General features: G+C 72.5%; 12 protein-coding genes and 1 tRNA gene. 4 read left to right on the top strand and 9 right to left on the bottom strand.

Features of this window, described 5'->3' with window-relative positions; translation table 11 throughout:
- The first annotated feature begins 416 nt into the window (after positions 1–416).
- The 3 genes from J7W19_RS11980 to J7W19_RS11970 are packed head-to-tail and all read left to right on the top strand — an operon-like array spanning position 417 to position 6,387.
- A complete protein-coding gene (locus J7W19_RS11980) occupies positions 417–1,343 on the top strand; it encodes an FAD binding domain-containing protein (protein ID WP_004950625.1) in 927 nt (308 codons plus the stop codon).
- Positions 1,340–4,015, top strand: coding sequence for a 2Fe-2S iron-sulfur cluster-binding protein (locus J7W19_RS11975; RefSeq protein WP_158688817.1), 2,676 nt, complete (start codon positions 1,340–1,342; stop codon positions 4,013–4,015). Before J7W19_RS11980 ends, J7W19_RS11975 begins: the two co-directional genes overlap by 4 nt.
- Before the next feature lie 5 nt (positions 4,016–4,020).
- Positions 4,021–6,387, top strand: coding sequence for a xanthine dehydrogenase family protein molybdopterin-binding subunit (locus J7W19_RS11970; protein WP_004950618.1), 2,367 nt, complete (start codon positions 4,021–4,023; stop codon positions 6,385–6,387).
- 192 nt (positions 6,388–6,579) lie between these two features.
- Here the strand turns inward: J7W19_RS11970 and J7W19_RS11965 are convergent, their stop codons facing one another.
- From J7W19_RS11965 to J7W19_RS11925, 9 genes are all read right to left on the bottom strand, one after another.
- Positions 6,580–6,978: a hypothetical protein gene (locus tag J7W19_RS11965; RefSeq protein WP_004950612.1), complete on the bottom strand. Its 399-nt coding sequence runs from the start codon at positions 6,976–6,978 to the stop codon at positions 6,580–6,582.
- Positions 6,979–6,987: 9 nt separating this feature from the next.
- The gene (locus tag J7W19_RS11960; protein WP_004950611.1) at positions 6,988–8,085 is read right to left on the bottom strand and encodes a hypothetical protein; all 1,098 of its coding nucleotides are present in this window, start codon (positions 8,083–8,085) and stop codon (positions 6,988–6,990) included.
- A gap of 20 nt (positions 8,086–8,105) precedes the next feature.
- Positions 8,106–9,371, bottom strand: coding sequence for a putative T7SS-secreted protein (locus J7W19_RS11955; protein WP_004950608.1), 1,266 nt, complete (start codon positions 9,369–9,371; stop codon positions 8,106–8,108).
- A 48-nt stretch (positions 9,372–9,419) separates the two neighbouring features.
- Positions 9,420–9,713 (bottom strand): hypothetical protein, encoded by a 294-nt coding sequence (locus tag J7W19_RS11950; RefSeq protein WP_004950605.1) that lies wholly within the window; start codon positions 9,711–9,713, stop codon positions 9,420–9,422.
- 487 nt (positions 9,714–10,200) lie between these two features.
- Positions 10,201–12,330, bottom strand: coding sequence for a serine/threonine-protein kinase (locus tag J7W19_RS11945; RefSeq protein ID WP_004950603.1), 2,130 nt, complete (start codon positions 12,328–12,330; stop codon positions 10,201–10,203).
- 128 nt (positions 12,331–12,458) lie between these two features.
- The gene (locus J7W19_RS11940) at positions 12,459–12,809 is read right to left on the bottom strand and encodes a hypothetical protein (RefSeq protein WP_004950599.1); all 351 of its coding nucleotides are present in this window, start codon (positions 12,807–12,809) and stop codon (positions 12,459–12,461) included.
- A 155-nt stretch (positions 12,810–12,964) separates the two neighbouring features.
- Positions 12,965–13,726 (bottom strand): DUF4365 domain-containing protein, encoded by a 762-nt coding sequence (locus tag J7W19_RS11935; RefSeq protein WP_004950596.1) that lies wholly within the window; start codon positions 13,724–13,726, stop codon positions 12,965–12,967.
- Between the two features lie 61 nt (positions 13,727–13,787).
- Positions 13,788–13,859 (bottom strand) — tRNA-Cys (locus tag J7W19_RS11930).
- 103 nt (positions 13,860–13,962) lie between these two features.
- The gene (locus J7W19_RS11925; protein WP_040891536.1) at positions 13,963–14,868 is read right to left on the bottom strand and encodes an alpha/beta fold hydrolase; all 906 of its coding nucleotides are present in this window, start codon (positions 14,866–14,868) and stop codon (positions 13,963–13,965) included.
- 88 nt (positions 14,869–14,956) lie between these two features.
- On the opposite strand from J7W19_RS11925, the gene J7W19_RS11920 reads away from it, so the two are divergent.
- On the top strand, positions 14,957–15,862 hold the full coding sequence (locus J7W19_RS11920) for a LysR family transcriptional regulator (protein ID WP_004950592.1): 906 nt from the start codon (positions 14,957–14,959) through the stop codon (positions 15,860–15,862).
- The last annotated feature ends 259 nt before the right edge of the window (positions 15,863–16,121 follow it).

The raw sequence follows: 16,121 nt of genomic DNA, 5'->3' as shown, positions 1-16,121 counted from the left end.
GTCCCGCCCGTGGGGTGACGGCCCGGGGCGACGGCTCGGCCCGGCCGGTCCGGTCGACCCGGCCGTGCGCGTCGCCGACCGCCGGGGCCGCGCGCCCCGCACAGTTCCCGGGCGCCGCTCCGCCCCGCGACGCGCCCGGGCGTTCGCCCCTCCGGGCGTGACGCGTCCGCGGGGCCGGGGCGTCCGGCCGGTACGCGTGGTGGGCCGCCGCCCGGTGGCCCGCGCCGCGTGCGGGTCGCGTCCGCTCCGGGGCACCCGGACCGGCCGGGGACGGGCGGCGGTTCGCGGACCCTCGCGACGGCGGGCTCGGAAGATGTGCCAGAGTTGCCACGTCCGGACCGTGAGCACGTACCGTACGGCGGAATGCCGGCGCGACGGCCGGAACAGCCGGGACCACCGGGGAAGGGGCAGCTGGGTTGACCACGCACGCACCGCAGGCGGCGCACACGGTGACGTTGCCGGGCTCGCTCGACGAGGCCGTGGCGGCGCTGGCCGCCATGCCCGCCGCCGTGCCCGTCGCGGGCGGCACCGATCTCATGGCAGCGGTCAACTCGGGCCTGCTGCGCCCCGCCGGGCTCGTCGGCCTCGGGCGCATCAGCGAGATCCGCGGCTGGCAGTACCAGGACGGCCACGCCCTGCTCGGCGCCGGACTGACCCACGCCCGCATGGGCCGGCCGGACTTCGCCGCCCTCATCCCCGCGCTCGCCGCCGCCGCCCGCGCCGCCGGACCCCCGCAGATCCGCAACGCGGGCACCCTCGGCGGCAACATCGCCTCCGCCGCGCCGACCGGCGACGCGCTGCCCGTCCTCGCGGCCCTGGAGGCGTCCCTCGTCATCGCGGGCCCCGGCGGGCGGCGTGAGATCCCGGTCGGCAGGCTGCTCGCCGGGATCGAACTGCTGCACCCGGGCGAGCTCATCGGCTACGTCCGCGTCCCGCTGCTGCACGCCCCGCAGACCTTCCTCAAGGCCACCGGCCGGACCGGCCCCGGCCGCGCCACCGCGTCCGTCGCGGTGGTCCTGGACCCGGCCCGGCGGATGGTCCGGTGCGCGGTCGGCGCGGTCGCGCCGATGCCGCTGCGCCCGTACGACGCCGAGCACTGGGTGGCCTCGCTCATCGACTGGGACGGCGAACGGACCCTGGCCCCCGAGGCGCTGACCGCCTTCGGCGACTACGTGGCCGCCGCCTGCATCCCCGACCCGCCGCCCGCCCCGCAGGGCCTCGACGACGGCACCGGCCACGCCGTCCAGGCGCCGGGAGAAGGTACCCTGCCGCCGGCCGTGCTGCATCTGCGGCGTACCGTGGCGACTCTGGCCCGCCGAGCACTGGGGAGGGCACTCGCGTGAGTGACGATCAGCAGCGACACGCCCGGACGCCCGTCGAGGGCGGCTGGCAGCCCATGCCGCGTGGAGCGGAGATCGACGCGGAGGGCACGGCGTTCGTCCAGCTTCCGCCCGAACTGCTGGCACACCCGGGCACCGGCGCGAACGCCGGCTGGGCGCCGCTGGCCGCGCCCGGTACGGGGTACGCGCCGCCCGCGGCGGCGTCGTCATGGGACGCGGTGCCGCAGTATCCGGCGGGCGGCCAGGAGCATCAGGGCGCCGCGCCCGCGCCCGGTCCCGGGTATCCCCAGGCCGGTCAGCAGCCCGGTGTGCAGCATCAGCCCGGTGTCCATCAGTCGGTGCCCCACCAGGCGCTGCCGCACCAGTCCGTGGCACCCCATCAGCAGCATCAGCAGGCGGGGCCGCAGCAGCCGCACCAGGGCGCGTCCGTGCCGCAGCAGGCCGGCGCGCGCTCCGGGGACGCCGGGCGCGCGGCGCAGCCCGAGCACGACGACTGGCCGGCCGGCCCGTACGTCTCCGGCATGGTCGACGGGCCGACGGAGTGGGCCGCGTCCGCCGACGCGTACGGCTCCGGTGGGGTCGGCGGGTCCGACACGTACGGCTCCGGCGTGCCCGGCGGCGACGCCCACGGCGGCGAGGGCCGCGGTGACGAGGCGTACGGCGCCGAGGCGTACCAGGCGGACGCGTACGGGCCCGGCGGCACGTACGGTTCCGGCGTGGCCGCGGCCGGCGGCCCCGACGGTTCCGCCGGTCTGCAGGACACCGCGCAGTGGCCGCTGCCGTACCCGCCCGGGGCGGAGCCGGACGCCGCCGCGCAGGGCGGTTCCACCGGGCAGTGGTCGATTCCGGCGGCCGGGGACGATCCGGTCGACGAGTCCGGCGAGTACGCGTTGCACGCCGCGCCGCGGGGGACGGGTGCCACGCCCGCCGCCGCGCATCCGGCGGTGGAGTGGCCCGTTCCCGCGCCCGCTTCCGTGCCGGCGCCCACGCCCGCTTCCGCGCCCGGTTCCGGTGACACCGGGGCCGGGGGCTGGCACCTGCCTGTCGACGGCGGTACGGACGGGACGGCCGGGGCCGGTGTGCCCACGGCCCCGGCGCCCGCCGCCGACGCGGCCGAGCACGGCGGACCGACCGGGCAGTGGTCGGTGCCGGCCGCCCCGGCGACGGCGGGCGACACGCCCGACGCGTCGGGCGAGTACCGCGTGAACGCGTACCCGGGCGACGGGTTGACGCCGCGGCCCGGTACGGACGCCGCGAACGTCACCGATACGGGCGAACAGGTGGTCAGTGGCGCGTGGGAGGTGGTGACCGACCTTCCGGGCGCCCCCGCCGCCGTCCCGCAGCCGAACGGACACCAGGGCCAGGACGCGCACGACACGCGGGGCGCGTACGACGGGTACGGGCAGCACGGCCTCGCCGCGCCGCACGACGCCCCCGGCGTGCCCTCCGGCGCGGCCCCCGAGGCCGTCCCGCACGCCGAACCCCTCGCGCACGCCGCCGAGTCCGTACCGGGCCACGGCCCGGAGCAGCCGCACGCGCCCGTGGAGCGTGGAGCGCACGGGGAGCCTGGCGAGCATGGGGCCGGTGCTGCCGGTGCTGCCGGTGCTGCCGGTGACCCGGTGGAGGCGGGACACGAGCCGCCCGCCGGGCAGGAGCCCGCGCCCGCGCCCGGGCCGGATGCCGCAGCGCCTGTACCGCATGACCCCTCCGTGCCGCACGACGCACCCGCAGCGCACGATGCCTCCGTACAGCACGATGCCTCCGCGCCGCACGGCGCGTCCGCGCCCGCTGAGCACCTGCCCGAGGAGGGCGCCCCGGGCGCGCCTCACGAGCAGCGGCTCGAACAGACCGAGCCGGCTGGCCCGGCCGACGCCGCCTCCGCCCTCCCGGAAAGCTCCGGCCCCGGCGCCCCCGCCGACACCACGGAACCCACCGGCTCCGCAGGTCACACGGACGTCGCCGACCCCACGGAACCCACCGACCTCTCGGCCTCCTCCGACCTTTCCGGTCCCTCCGGTCTCTCTGGTCTCTCTGGTCTCTCTGAGCCCTCCGCGCTCGACGAGCCGCAGGCGCCCGCCACCGAGCACCCCTGCGCCTCGTACGTCCTGCGCGTCAACGGCACCGACCGGCCGGTCACCGACGCGTGGATCGGCGAGTCCCTGCTCTACGTCCTGCGCGAGCGCCTCGGTCTCGCCGGCGCCAAGGACGGCTGCTCGCAGGGCGAGTGCGGCGCGTGTTCGGTGCAGGTGGACGGCCGGCTGGTGGCCTCCTGCCTGGTGCCCGCCGCGCTGACCGCCGGTTCCGAGGTGCGGACGGTCGAGGGGCTGGCCCAGGACGGGCAGCCCTCCGACGTGCAGCGCGCCCTCGCCGACTGCGGCGCCGTGCAGTGCGGCTTCTGCGTGCCCGGTCTGGCCATGACGGTCCACGACCTCCTGGAGGGCAACCACGCCCCCACCGAACTGGAGACCCGTCAGGCCATCTGCGGCAACCTCTGCCGCTGCTCGGGCTACCGGGGGGTCCTGGACGCCGTCCGCCAGGTCGCCGACGAGCGTGCCGAGGCGGCCGCGGCGCTCGAAGAGGCCCAGCAGGCGCCCGGGGAACAGGACTCGGCGACGGGACGCATCCCGCACCAGACGGGGCCGCACGACGGCGGCAGTGGAAAGGCGACGGCATGACGGGGATGGGCGGCAACGCCGGAGCGGGCGGCTCGGGAGGGCCGGACGACGTGACGGGCGTGCTCGGCGCCCTGGTCACCTCCTCCGTGACCGCGCCCGCGCCGGTCCCCGACGGGCCCCCGCAGGGCATCGGCGCGTCCGTCCCGGCGGCCGACGCCGCGGCCAAGACGCAGGGCACCTTCCCGTACGCCGCCGACCTGTGGGCGGAGGGCCTGCTGTGGGCGGCCGTGTTGCGGTCCCCGCACCCGCACGCCCGGATCGTCTCCATCGACACCGCCACGGCCGCCGCCATGCCCGGCGTGCACGCCGTCGTCACCCACGCCGACGTGCCCGGCGACGCCGCGCACGGACGGCGGGTCGCGGACCGTCCGGTGTTCGCGTCCGACGTGGTGCGCCACCACGGCGAGCCGATCGCCGCGGTCGCCGCCGACCACCCGGACACGGCCCGGCTCGCCGCCGCCGCCATCGCCGTCGAGTACGAGGTGCTGGAGCCGGTCACCGACCCCGAACTGGCCTTCTCCGCCGAGCCGCTGCACCCCGACGGCAACCTCATCCGCCACATCCCGCTGCGCTTCGGCGACCCCGAGGTCACCGGCGAGGTGGTGGTCGAGGGGCTGTACCGCATCGGCCGGCAGGACCCGGCGCCCATCGGCGCGGAGGCCGGCCTCGCCGTGCCCCGGCCCGACGGCGGCGTCGAGATCTACTGCGCCTCCACCGACCCGCACGCCGACCGCGACCTGGCCGCCGCCTGCTTCGCCCTCGAACCGGAACGCGTCAAGATCGTCGTCACCGGCGTGCCCGGCGCCATGGGCGACCGCGAGGACTCCGGCGTCCAACTGCCGCTCGGCCTGCTCGCGCTGCGCACCGGCCACCCGGTGAAGCTCGCGGCGACCCGCGAGGAGTCGTTCCTCAGCCACGCCCACCGCCACCCGACGCTGCTGCGCTACCGCCACCACGCGGACGCGGAGGGCAAGCTGGTCAAGGTCGAGGCGCAGATCCTGATGGACGCCGGCGCCTACGCCGACTCCTCCGCCGACGCGCTGGCCGCCGCCGTCGCCTTCGCCTGCGGCCCGTACGTCGTCCCGCACGCCTTCGTCGAGGGCTGGGCCGTCCGCACCAACAACCCGCCGTCCGGGCATGTGCGCGGCGAGGGGGCCATGCAGGTCTGCGCCGCCTACGAGGGCCAGATGGACAAGCTCGCCGCGCGGCTCGGTATCGACCCCGCCGAACTGCGCATGCGCAACATCATGGCGACGGGCGACATCCTGCCCACCGGCCAGACGGTCACCTGCCCGGCCCCCGTCGCCGAACTCCTCGCCGCCGTCCGCGACTTCCCCCTGCCCGTGCTCCCCAAGGACGACCCCGAGGAGGAGTGGCTGCTCCCCGGCGGGCTGGAGGGCGCCGGGGAACCGGGCGCCGTCCGGCGCGGCGTCGGCTACGGCGTCGGCATGGTCCACATGCTCGGCGCGGAGGGCGCGGACGAGGTGTCCACGGCGACGGTGAAGGTCAGCGGTTCCGTCGCGACCGTCATCTGCGCCGCCGTCGAGACCGGCCAGGGCTTCGCCACCCTCGCCCGGCAGATCGTCCAGGAGGTCCTGGGCATCACCGACGTCTACGTGGCCCCCGTCGACACCGACCAGCCGCCCTGCGGCCCGGCCGCCCACGGCCGGCACACCTGGGTCTCCGGCGGCGCGGTCGAGCGCGCCGCGCGCATGGTCCGCACCCAGCTGCTCCAGCCCCTGGCCGCCCAGTTCGGCATGTCCACCGAGCTGCTGACGATCGCCGACGGCAAGATCACGTCGTACGACGGCGTGCTCAGCACCACCGTCGCCGAGGCGCTCGACGGCAAGGAGCTCTGGGCCACCGCCCAGTGCCGCCCCCACCCCACCGAGCCGCTGGACGAGACCGGCCAGGGCGACGCCTTCGTCGGCATCGCCTTCTGCGCGGTACGGGCCGTGGTGGACGTCGACGTCGAACTCGGCTCCGTCCGCGTCGTCGAGATGGCCGTCGCCCAGGACGTCGGCCGCGTCCTCAACCCGGCCCAGGCGCACGCCCGCATCGAGGCCGGCCTCACCCAGGGCCTCGGCGCGGCCCTCACCGAGAACCTCCGCACCTCGGCCGGCCAGGTCCGCCGCCCGGACTTCAGCGGCTACGCCCTGCCGACGTCCCTGGACGCGCCGGACATCCGCATCGTCAAGCTCGTCGAGGAGCGCGACGTCGTCGCCCCCTTCGGCGCCAAGGCCATCAGCGCCGTCCCGGTCGTCACCTCCCCCGCCGCCATCGCCTCGGCCGTCCGCGCCGCCACCGGCCGCCCGGTCAACCGCCTCCCGATCCGCCCGCAGGCGGCGGTGGCGGTGCCGACGGGGGCGTGACGGCGGAACGGGTGGAAGGGAGCCCGCCGGCACGACTCACCGCCGCTTCCGGGCTTCCTTCCGGCGGCGGTAGCGCCGTTCCTTCTTCTCGCTGGTGAGCAACTCCTTCAGTCGCGGCGACAACTCGGTCAGCACGGCTCCCGCTTCTTGGGTGTCCAGGGGTCTCGAAGGCGCGTACAGGCCGGCCCGGCGTCAGCACTGCTTCTTGCGCGGCTTCTCCACCCGGTGTTCGCGCATTGTTTTCTCTGCCCGATACAACGGCTGCAAGGCGGCGGACGGTTGTGGGATCGATACGCCTCTCTCCTCGGCGTCCACCAGGCGCCGCACGTAATCGCGGGTGTCGGCGGACAACGGCCGCAGACGGAAGGCACGCCGAATGGCGAGGGCCCACAGCCAAACCACGACGGGAACGAGCAGGAGGACCGCATAACCTCCCGGGAAGTCGCTGCCGAAGCCGAGCAGGGCTCCTATGAGGGGAAAGAGGGCGAGGGTGCACCCCGCTTCGTCGTACCACGCGCCCTTACCGGCGATCCGTTCATAGTCGACGACGGCTTGTGACTTGCGTGGGGCCTGGTCGAATTTCTCTGGCATGGAGACCTCTCAAGGCTTCTTGACCGACCGGTGGCATCCCGCAGGCGTCTCGACCGGCCTCCGGCAAGGGCCGAGCACCTTGACGAGAAGCCGCTGTCCGCCGGGAAGAGGGGTCAGGCCAAGGCGGTAGCCCGCGGCGTGCACGGCTGCGAAGGAATGGACTGCCGTTGCCGATGGAGGAGTCCGGTTCCAGCCGTGATCCAGCAGAGCGGCCTCGGCGCGCCGCATCACATCGATGGAGTTGTCGGGAGCCGTCACGACGCGCACGGACCACTCGTGCAGGAGGGAACACGGAATAGGGCTTTTTACCGCTCGGCAGTCGTGGCAGACGACCTCGCTCAAGCGGTTCTCCGGACTGACCGATCCATGCATCGCCAAGGCGTCCAGGACATTGCTCGAATGCGCGTAGATTTCTTGCGCGGCAGCGGTGGACGCGCTGTCGACGGGGTCGAAAGTCTGGGACGGTTCCGCGAGGAAGAGCAGTTCGTCCTCAGTGGACCAGCTCACGGTCTGCACGACACTGGCGAACAGTTCGGAATAGAAATCCCAGTCGTCCATGGCTGGAGTCCCGAGTTCCAGCACTACCATGTCCGACTCGTCAGGTGAGGGGGTGTAGACCTGGATCACTCCCCTCACCATCTCGACCGGGGTGCCGGTGCCCGAAAACTCCGAAGGGACCAGGAACGGTTCGTCTCCTATGCGCACAACGGCTTTGCCGCAGGGGAGGTCGGCGAAACGTATGTCATCGCCTGGGTAGGCCTCTCTGAGGGCGGATGCCGTCTGGCTGAGCGGGTTCGTGATCGCGTAGTCCTCAAGCGCGAGTCGGTACATCGCCAAGGAAGCGGTGCTCTGCCTCCCCCCGCCCATGTCGAGAGCGCAGAAGGCCGCGTACTCGGCTCCTGCCTCAATGAGGCCCTCAAGAAGGTACCCGTAGGTCACGCACATCCGGAGTCTCTCCTCGTCGGTACCGGACGGCAGGAGTCTCTCGGTCAGGGAGTAAAGCTGGTCGGCCGCCTCCTCGGCATCCACGGAGTCCAGCGGAAGAGGGTGAAAGAAGGCGGGGGGAAGCCAGGTTATGTAGAGGTCGTCACCAGCAGGGGTGTCCATGGAGGGTTTCATCTGCTTGATCAGGCGGCCAGGGCCTTATGGAACGCGGTGGGTGTACCTCTTCTGCCTGTGTAGGGTGCGGGTGCCTGGATGAGAGGTTCCCTCTCGTGGTGGCTGGAACTTTCGCCATGTGTGATCAGTTTTTCCAGCCCGTGTATGGTGGTCAGGGCCTTGATCGGACCGGTGACCGCCTCCGGGCGGATCATGCTTTCCCCAGGCTTTCCGATGATTTGTTTCCCGAACTTCCCGCTGATCCGGTTCACGGTAGCGCTGATGCTCTTGGTGCTGATGGGGTTCGTGAAGCCTTCCAAAAATCCTGTACGCGCCTCCTTGGCTCCGTTGAGCAATCTTCCGCCCCTGGCGCCTGCCTTTATTCCCAGGACGAGCCCCTTGCCGGCCCCGAACGTGGGAAAGAGGCCCAAACTGTCCATTCCCATCTTGGTGAAAGCTGTCTTTTTGTCGATGAGGCCACGCTTCCACGCCATGTAGTGCCCCGCCGCCGCCGCGCTCGCGCAGGCGACCGACAAGCCGCCCAGAACGGCTCCCGCAGGCGGGAAGACGCTGGCCACGATCGCTGCGAGGGCCAATGCGCTCGACAATGTGGAGAACAGGTCCGCGTGCTTGACGAGGAAGTCCTTGAAGCCCTTCCACGCCTGGTTGAGGCGGCCGGATATTCGCTCCCACACGCTGATGTCCGGCGGGTGGTTCTTGGCGGCCTCGCGTATCGCCTTGGCCGCTGCCTCCGAGTTCCGCTCCCACTGCTCGCGGAGGCGCTCGGCCTCGGCGATGATCAGGTCGAGCGCGTGCACGGCCTTGCTGGCCTCCGAGGCGGCCTTGCTGCTCTCGCTCGTCAGCTTGTCCGCTTCGGCCTTGGAGATCTGCACATGGTTGCGGTTGATGTCGTCGATCTTCTGGTTGACGGTTTTGCTGGCCTCGACCGTCTCCCTGACCCGTGACCTCGCGGCGACCGCGTCGGCTTCCAGCCGCTTCGCTGTTTCCTGGTGGGCGTGGAGGTGCTCGCGCCACTGCTTCAGCGCGCGCGAGCAGTCATGCATGGACTTGCTGCCCTGCTGCAGGTAGGTGGGCAGCTTGCCGAGCTGGCTTCTGAAAGCCGTGGCCGCCTCACCTTTCCAGACCTTGTCCGACTTGCCTATCTTCTCTATCAGGCCGTGGAGTTCTTCGAGTTCGTCTGCGACGCGGCCGACATCGTGTGCAAGCCAGTCGGTCGTTTTCACGCTGCCTTTCGCGGGGTTGAAGCCGAGTCCAGGCCATGCGGAGTCGGACATGTCTCTCCTGAGTGTGGATCCGCTTGTCGGATGCGGGGTGGCGGCGGCTTACCGACCCTTGGGGCTGAACCCCTGACGCACGACGTGTTCGTATTCCGTGAACTCCTTCGAGGCTTCCTTCAGGGCGCTGTGGACGTGCTTGGACCCCTTGGCTATGCGCTTGATGCCGTCGTGCCAGTTGTCCTGGAAGTGGTAGCAAGCAGCGTCGAGGCCCTGTGTCCCCAGCCCCTTCGGGCCGACCTTTTTCAGTGCGGCGCAGGCTTCGTGCATCCGCTCCGTCACCTCGTTCAGTCTCCGCAGCAGGTCCGCCATGCCGTCGTCGGCGTGACCGAAGTCAGACATCGCCCCTCCTTGGTCGGTCGGTTCGCGTCATGGGTGCGGGTGGGGGTGCGGTGGTCCACCGGCACGCGCTCGGGTGACTGTAAGTCAACTTTGCTGAGGCGGCAAGAAATTGTCAGAGTCTGTCATGAGTGTGTGCATGGGGGCATTTCGCCGCATGTCCGCGCTCGCCCGCCATGTCGCCCGGAAGTGTGCGCGTGGGTTGTCGCGGCGATGCCGAAGGTGACGCGTGGTCGGTTCATGCTCGAATCAAAACTCGTGTGGGCGCCCGGAGTTAGCGTCGGCGTGTGACACGCTGCGTGCCTGACGGTCGGTAGCCGCGCATGGCTTGGTGTAGGGGGCGCGGAGTGGTCGGACGAGAGGTGGGTCGGCGCCCGGTGCCCCGCCGCGAATGGGCGGCTGGGGCGAGAAAGCCGGCATGTGCCTCCTTACTCTGGGTGATTTCCGGCGGGTGCGCCGAGAGCCGCCGGCGCCCCCGTCCCGTGCCGGCTCACACCACCGGCATCGCGGTCAGTGAGCCGTTCGAGGAGAGGAACACGCGGTTGCCCGAGCCGACGAGCCACGGGGAGACGCTGCCGCGCCAAGGGTAGGACCAGAGGGGCTTGCCGGTCTGTTTGTCGAGGGCCAGGGCGGCGGAGTCGCTGCCTCCGGTGACGGTCCAGACGGTTCGGCCCTGGACGGCGGGGGGTGTGAGGGGCGGGTAGGCGCGGTCGTCCAGGCGGTGGGTCCAGACGGTCTTGCCGGTGCGGCGGTCGAGGCAGTGCAGGACCGGTGAGTCCAGGGCGTAGAGGAAGGAACCGTCGACGGTCGGGCCGGACCAACCCTGGAAGGAGGCCCTGCCTGCGAGTGTCGGGCTGACTCGGAAGGAGGCGGAGGGGAGGGACCAGACCTTCTCGCCGTCGTCCAGGCGGTGCGCGGCCAGGGTCTTTCCGCCGAGGTACACCATGTCGTCGCGGACCGCCGGCATGACCGCGTCCTGTCCGTCGGGCCGTTGGGTGAGCTTCCACGCGGTGCGTCCGGTGGCGGTGTCGAGGGCGCGGACCTCGCCGTTCCGGCCGTAGACGACGAGGCGGTCGCGGGCGGGGACCGCCAGCGCGGCGTCGGAGTGGGTCGGTTCCCGGTCCGGGTGGGGGACGGCCCAGCGGATCTCGCGGGAGCGGAAGTCGAAAGCGGTGATCTTGCTGGGGTGCAGGGACCCGGCGCCGTTCACGAAGTACACCGCCTCGTCGTCCATCGCGAGGACGTGGTCCGCGTCGACGGACGCGCTCCAGCGTTCGTCGCCCGTGGTGGCGTCCAGGCCGACCAGCCGGCCGCCGTCGAACGGGGTCGCCACGATGCCGGAGCGGCCCGCGAACCGGCCGTACTGCTCGCTCTTCACCCGCCACTTCGGTATGCCGTCCCGGACGGAGAAGGCTGCCAGGCCGTCGCTCGTCATGGCGATGACCAGGTCGCGCACGGGCAGCGGGGCGGGCGCGAAGGGGAACGTGCCGACCGGGCCCCAGAGTTCGGCGGGCGGGCGGCCCTCCTCGTACTGCCCGGCCGTCAGGGGCTTGGCGTCCCAGGGCTGGGGCGGGGGTGGCGGGTCGGCCTTGAGGGACTGCTGTGCCGAGGCGCCGTCGCGGAGGTACCACCACGTCCCGGCGCCGCCCGCTGCGGCCACCGTCGCGGCGCCCGCGACCAGGGCCGTGACGAGGCGGCGCCGGGAGAGTCCCGGGGTGGTGGTGGGCGCGGCGGCCAGCATGGTCAGTTCGCGCGCGGCGGCCTCGCGGCGGGCGATGTCGGCGGCGAGCGGGCCGCGGCGCCAGACGCGGTCGGCCCCCTTGGGCGGGGCCATCGCGGTGGCGACGAGGGCGGGTTGCGGGCGGTGTCCGGGTTCACGGGCCAGGCAGGGGGCGATCAGGGCGTGCAGCGGGGCGGGGAGGCCTGCCAGGTCCGGTTCCTCGTGGACGACCTTGTACTGGATGGAGGCCACGTCCGTGCCGTCGTAGGCGCGCCGGCCGGTGGCCGCGAAGGCGAGGACGGCGCCGAGTGAGAACACGTCACCGGGCGGGCCGACTCGCCGGCCGAGGACCTGCTCGGGGGCGCCGTAGCCGGGGGTGACGGGGTTGGTGCCGGTGGTGGTGAGGGTGAGGCCGTGCTCGGGGCGGGCGATGCCGAAGTCGATGACGCGCGGGCCGGAGGAGGTCAGGACGATGTTGGACGGCTTGATGTCGCGGTGCACCAGGCCGGCGGCGTGGATGTCCCCGAGGGTCCGCGCCAGCGCGGCGCCCAGGGCCCGCACCCCCGCCTCGTCGAACGGCCCGTGCCGCTCCACGGCCTCGGTCAGCGTCGGCCCGGCCAGGAACTCGGTGGCGATCCACGGCCGGCCGCCCTCCGTCCACGCCCCGAGCACCCGCGCGACGCCCGGGCTCGTCACGGCCTGTGCGGCCTGCGCCTCGCGGACGAAGCGCTGCGCCATGTGCGGGTCGTGGGCCGTCTCCGGGTGCAGCACCTTGACGGCGGCAGTGCCCCCGGCGGCGTTCCGGCCGAGGTAGACCTTGCCCATGCCGCCCGCGCCGAGCACGCCGACGAGACGGTACGGGCCGAGGCGGAGGGGGTCGCCGGTGGTGAGGGGATCCATGGGATGACGTGCCTGTCCGAGCGGGTCGGCGCACACGAGGTCGCCTCTTGCACGCCCGATTCTCCCGGCGGCCGTCCGTGGGCGGGCAGGCGGGGCGTCTCGGGGGCCACTCCCCGCGCTCATCTCCCTCACCGCGCGATCGAGAGGACGACGAACCACGTCGCCATCAGCATCATGAGGGCGATCATCCAGGCCAGCGGGCCGTTCTCGCGGCGGGAGGCCAGTCCCCAGGTGCCGAGGAGGGCGGCAGCGGGAGCGGCGAGGACCGGTGTCCAGACCACGGCGTTCTGACCCGTCGCCGTACAGATCATCTTGGTGTCGCCGGCGTCGCAACCGTCGCTCGCCATCACGCAGACGGGCAGGACTGCGAAGGTGAACGCGGCGAAGAGCCACAGGGCGACGCCGCCGAGCAGTTTCAGGAAAGCCACGCCGGTGCTGGACGCGCTGTCCGGCGTCTGGTGGGTGTCGGCCGATGTCATGCCTGTCACGTTACGAACGGGCATCTCACCTGGGCATCCGTACGATTGCCCGACGGCGGGGGCATGGCGTGAGTACGGGTACTCAGGCTCCTGGCTTCTCTCGTCGGGGGGACGGGACTACAGCCTGGAAGCGAACCGGTGGAACGGCGGTGGTCTCACGTGCTCTCCGGGCGCCGCCACCATTCGCTTGTCTTGAAACATGCGATCAGCCAATGCGCCTCTGCTTCAGCGAGGACGACGTCGCCGATGTGTGGGAAGAAGGGGCCGAATCTCAGCATGTCTTCGCTTATGCGTACGGGTGCCCAGTCCAGGTCGTTATGCAACAGGGTTGCGAAGGGCTCGCCTTTGCGTTGCCAGAAGACCATGTCTTCGCCGACGTCATCCGTTCGGAACGGCTTGACGATATCGGTCTCGCCGAACTCGACACCTGCCATGTCCGACAACCGGCCGATGCCCCGTCGTTCCAGGTCTACGCAGCGGCGTGCCTGCCGTACGAAATCGTCCAGTGTTCCCTCGGTCAGCGCGGTATCCCTGCTGATGACGACGGACTTCAGGACCTTTCGCTGAGCCGCTGCCCTGCGCAGCTGCCGGGTCGCGTTGGCCCAGTACAGCGTGTCAGGTTCCGGATCGTGGACCACGCACAGGACAGGGATGTTGCTGTTTCGCCAATTGCTCGCGTGCTGGTCGACCCGAACGCGGTAGCCCCTTCGTGTGCGATGAGAGCTGCCGCCCTTCACTTGTATCGCGACAGTGTCTTCCGTTCTCTGGCCATTGCTGACGAAGGTGACGAGCATGTCCTCGCCGTGGTCATTCGCCCCGTCGATCTCTTGGACGATGTGACCCCGCTGCTCCAGCAACGAACGCAACTTGTTGACGGCGACTCGCCCGACACGTCGACTCTCCGGCACATGCGACATGCGACCCTCCCTGGTGGCGCGGTATCAGGGAGGACAGGTTATGGCGGGACACTGACAGGAGAGGCCGTGGCGGGAATCGAACCCGCGTAACTCGCTTTGCAGGCGAGCCCCTCAACCACTCGGGCACACGGCCGTGTTGTACCGGCTCCACGACCATAGGCAAGGGTGCCCGACGTGTTCAACAGTGCCGGAGCGGCTGCCACACAGTGGTCATACGGCGTTCACGGCGGCGGCCGTCACCGGGCCAGGAAGTCCTCGACGACCGGGCGGAACATCTCCGGTTCGTCCACCCACGGGTAGTGCCCCACCCCGTACAGCGTCCGTACCTCGGTGCGGGACGCGGCGGGGAAGGAGGCGGCGACCAGTTCGCCCGCGCGGACGCCGGTGATGGCGTCGCGGTCGCCGGTGACGATCAGGAGGGGGAAGGTGGCCGAGCGGAGGTGGTCGAGGAGGGCGAGCCGGGCGGGTTCGTCCACGCCCTGCCAGAAGGCGATGCGGGGGACGGGGTGGAGCTGGCCGTCCTCCGAGGCGGCGTGGGCCTGTTGCGGGGCGTCCCAGCGGGCGTAGCCCATGGGGGCGGCGCGCCGGAGGAGGGCGCGGGCCTCGGTGAAGTCGTGGGTGTCGGCGAGGGAGTGGACGGCGACGTAGGCGTCCACCCACCAGTCCTCGGTGGCGCGTGACTCGAAGATCTTCTCGGCGTCCGTGGGCAGTTCGCCCTGGAGGCGGGAGCCGGGCGCGACGAGGACCAGGTGGCTGACCCGGTGCGGGTAGAGGGCGGCGTACGCCTGGGCGGTGGCGCAGCCGGCGTCGTGGGCGAGGAGGGCGAAGCGGTCGAGGCCGAGGTGGTCGCGGAGCGCCTCGACGTCCTCGGCGAGGGCCGGGAAGGCGTAGCCGCGGGGGTCGGCGGCGGGCGGCGAGTCGCCGGTGCCCCGGCTGTCGGGGACGACGAGGGTGTGCCGGGCGTCGAGGCCGCCGAGGTCGCCCAGGTACGCGGCGTCCCGGCCGGGGCCGCCGGCGAGGCAGACGATCGGCGGTCCGGAGGCGCCGGGGGCGTCGGTGGTGCGGGCTTCCAGCACTCGGTAGGCCAGTTCCGCCGCGTCGTACGAGACGTAGCGTGATGTGTGAGCTGCGTGAGGCTCCATATGTCCACCATGCCCCAAAGGTCCGTTGATCCAGAAGTCATTCAAGCCGGATCTGCCTGCTGCCCCAAATTCCGCTTATGATTCCGGCGTGTTCGACTCCCGGCACATCAAGACGTTCCACGCGGTGGTCGCGGCCGGTTCGTACTCCGCCGCCGCGCGGGCCCTCGGCTACACCCAGCCCGCGATCACCCAGCAGATGAAGGCCCTGGAGCGGTCGGTCGGCACCCCGCTGTTCACCCGCGTCGGCCGCCGGATGCGGCTCACGGAGGCGGGGGAGGCGCTCGCCCGGCACGCCGAGACGATCCTGGACACCCTCACCGTCGCCCAGCAGCAGATGAGTTCGCTGACCAGGCTGCGGGCCGGGCGGGTCCGGGTCTGCGCCTTCCCCAGCGCCGGCGCCACCCTCGTCCCCGAGGCCCTGGCCCGGCTCGCCGCCGACCACCCCGGCGTCCGCGTCGAGCTGCTGGAGGGTGAGCCGCCCGACTCGCTCCGCCGGCTGGTGCGCGGGGAGTGCGACATCACCCTCGCCTTCACCTACCCCGGGCTGCACGACGAGGTCCCGGACGAGCTCGCGGAGATACCCCTGCTGGAGGACCAGCTCACCGTGCTGCTCCCCGCCGGGCACCCGCTGGCCCGCCGCCGCGCCGTGGGCCTGGCGGACCTGGCCGACGAGCGGTGGATCGCCGGCTGCCTGCGCTGCCGCACCAACTTCCTGCACGAGTGCGCCGAGGTCGGCTTCGCCCCCGACATAGCCTTCACCACCGACGACAACCTGGTCGTGCAGTCCCTCGTCGCCGAGGGGCTGGGGGTGGCGATGATGCCGGGGCTCGTGCTGTCGTTCCTGCGCCACGACCGGATCACCGGACGGGCGCTCGACCCCGCCTCCCGGCGCCGGGTCTCGGCGTACGTCCTCCGCGACCACCTGCGCGTCCCCGCCACCGCGCTGGTCCTCGACGAGCTCAAGGCCGCGGCGGCGCGGCGGGTGGGGTGCTGAGCGGGCTGCCGCGCCCGCTGTTCGAGGCCCCGCGCTCGCCCCTCCGGTCCGGAGGCTCGCGCCCGGGTGTGCGGGGGCTCGCGCTCGGGTGGCGGGGGCGGGCCTGCTCCCGGAGCCCTGCGTCGCGCCTGCCGGGCGCTACCAGCGGGCGCCACTACCGGGCGCCCCTACCAGGGCCCCCGCGTCCGCCCCCGGGCCCCCGCGTCCGCCCCCGGGGCCCCGCGTCCGCCCCCGGGGCCCCACACCCGCGCCCGGCACC

Origin of the sequence: Streptomyces mobaraensis NBRC 13819 = DSM 40847 (assembly GCF_017916255.1) — a bacterium.
GTDB classification, from domain to species: Bacteria; Actinomycetota; Actinomycetes; order Streptomycetales; family Streptomycetaceae; genus Streptomyces; species Streptomyces mobaraensis.
This window is presented reverse-complemented; position numbering and strand designations above follow the sequence as displayed.

What these genes read in the sequence shown, in the direction of transcription:
- J7W19_RS11970 (WP_004950618.1), top strand. Translation starts at nt 4,021, where the DNA reads ATGGGCGGCAACGCCGGAGCGGGCGGCTCGGGAGGGCCGGACGACGTG.
- J7W19_RS11965 (WP_004950612.1), bottom strand. Translation starts at nt 6,978, where the DNA reads ATGCCAGAGAAATTCGACCAGGCCCCACGCAAGTCACAAGCCGTCGTC.
- J7W19_RS11960 (WP_004950611.1), bottom strand. Translation starts at nt 8,085, where the DNA reads ATGGACACCCCTGCTGGTGACGACCTCTACATAACCTGGCTTCCCCCC.
- J7W19_RS11955 (WP_004950608.1), bottom strand. Translation starts at nt 9,371, where the DNA reads ATGTCCGACTCCGCATGGCCTGGACTCGGCTTCAACCCCGCGAAAGGC.
- J7W19_RS11950 (WP_004950605.1), bottom strand. Translation starts at nt 9,713, where the DNA reads ATGTCTGACTTCGGTCACGCCGACGACGGCATGGCGGACCTGCTGCGG.
- J7W19_RS11945 (WP_004950603.1), bottom strand. Translation starts at nt 12,330, where the DNA reads ATGGATCCCCTCACCACCGGCGACCCCCTCCGCCTCGGCCCGTACCGT.
- J7W19_RS11940 (WP_004950599.1), bottom strand. Translation starts at nt 12,809, where the DNA reads ATGACATCGGCCGACACCCACCAGACGCCGGACAGCGCGTCCAGCACC.
- J7W19_RS11935 (WP_004950596.1), bottom strand. Translation starts at nt 13,726, where the DNA reads ATGTCGCATGTGCCGGAGAGTCGACGTGTCGGGCGAGTCGCCGTCAAC.
- J7W19_RS11925 (WP_040891536.1), bottom strand. Translation starts at nt 14,868, where the DNA reads ATGGAGCCTCACGCAGCTCACACATCACGCTACGTCTCGTACGACGCG.